Consider the following 1232-nt stretch of genomic DNA (forward strand, 5'->3'; position numbering starts at 1 on the left):
TCGTAAACTACAAATTTTGAGACAGAAAAAAGACTGCCCCTTTTGAGACAGCCTCCATTATTTTAATTGTAAGCCTGCTTGAATTTCTGGATCATAGCATCCAGATTATGCCGCTGTACATACACACTCTTCACATCTTCGTACCTCGGCGATTTATAAAAAACTTCGTGGAAATCCATACTCCCGTTTCCCACTTTCACCACTTTCTGTACTTCGATATTTAATTTTTTCAACTCGTCTTTAAAGACCTGAAATTCATCCTGGATATTATTCATTTATATTTCTTGGATTTAATTTAAAAATTCTTCTTTTACATTAACCACCCTTCATTATTTTGGGCATTCAGTTAAATTTTTAATAAATTTAGTAAATTTTCTAATATAAACACTAGGCTTTTACTTCTTTTTTATCATATTTTTGGTATAGTACAAAAACTATACCTATTTATATAGTTATTAAATAATTGTTAACAAATGAGTTATGATTATTTTATTTGACATTTTTTTCATATATGATATAAAAAGTAATTAATAATGAATGATTTAACGAATAAAAAACATTGGGAAACCATCTATGAAACCAAAAACCCGGACCAGGTAAGCTGGACACAGGAAAAGCCGGAAACCTCGCTTAATTTTATCCGTTCTTCAGGTTTCGGAAAAGAGGCAAGAATCATTGACGTCGGGGGTGGCGACAGCAATCTTGTTGATTTCCTGCTTGAGGAAGGTTATCAGAATATCACCGTTCTGGATATTTCGGAGAATGCTTTAAGAAAAGCTCAGAAACGTTTGGGAGTGAAGGCTGATAAAGTAACATGGATCGTTGCAGATATTACAGAATTTGAGCCTGAAGAATCTTACGATATCTGGCATGACAGGGCGGTTTTTCATTTTTTAACAACTCCTGAACAGGTTTCAAAATATGTCAACCTTGTAGAAAAAAGAGTAAAAGGATTTATAATTCTGGGAACTTTTTCTAAAAAAGGCCCTGTAAAGTGTAGCGGACTTGATATTCAGCAATATGATGAGGAATCTATAACCGGCTTATTTAAAGCCAGCTTCGAAAAAATACAATGCTTTACGGAAGATCATATCACTCCTTTTAATACGGTACAGAATTTTATATACTGCTGTTTAAAAAAATGATCACTGTACAGACCCAGCTATTTTATAAAATCAAAGAGGCTGTCTCAAAAGTGAGACAGTCTTTTTTTTATGCTCAAAAAGAAAGGA

Annotated in this window: 2 protein-coding genes; one reads left to right on the forward strand and one right to left on the reverse strand. The window is 33.1% G+C overall.

Features of this window, described 5'->3' with window-relative positions; genetic code table 11:
• Window positions 1-62: 62 nt before the first annotated feature.
• Entirely contained in the window at window positions 63-275 is a 213-nt protein-coding gene (locus PMI13_RS15915) for a hypothetical protein (protein ID WP_007845556.1), read from the reverse strand.
• 258 nt (window positions 276-533) lie between these two features.
• Between PMI13_RS15915 and PMI13_RS15920 the strand changes: the two genes are divergently transcribed.
• Entirely contained in the window at window positions 534-1145 is a 612-nt protein-coding gene (locus PMI13_RS15920) for a class I SAM-dependent methyltransferase (protein ID WP_007845559.1), read from the forward strand.
• The last annotated feature ends 87 nt before the right edge of the window (window positions 1146-1232 follow it).

Origin of the sequence: Chryseobacterium populi (assembly GCF_000282115.1) — a bacterium.
In the GTDB taxonomy this organism is placed as follows: Bacteria; Bacteroidota; Bacteroidia; order Flavobacteriales; family Weeksellaceae; genus Chryseobacterium; species Chryseobacterium populi.

Coding starts and splice junctions, on each gene's coding strand:
- PMI13_RS15915 (WP_007845556.1), bottom strand. CDS start 275: ATGAATAATATCCAGGATGAATTTCAGGTCTTTAAAGACGAGTTGAAA.
- PMI13_RS15920 (WP_007845559.1), top strand. CDS start 534: ATGAATGATTTAACGAATAAAAAACATTGGGAAACCATCTATGAAACC.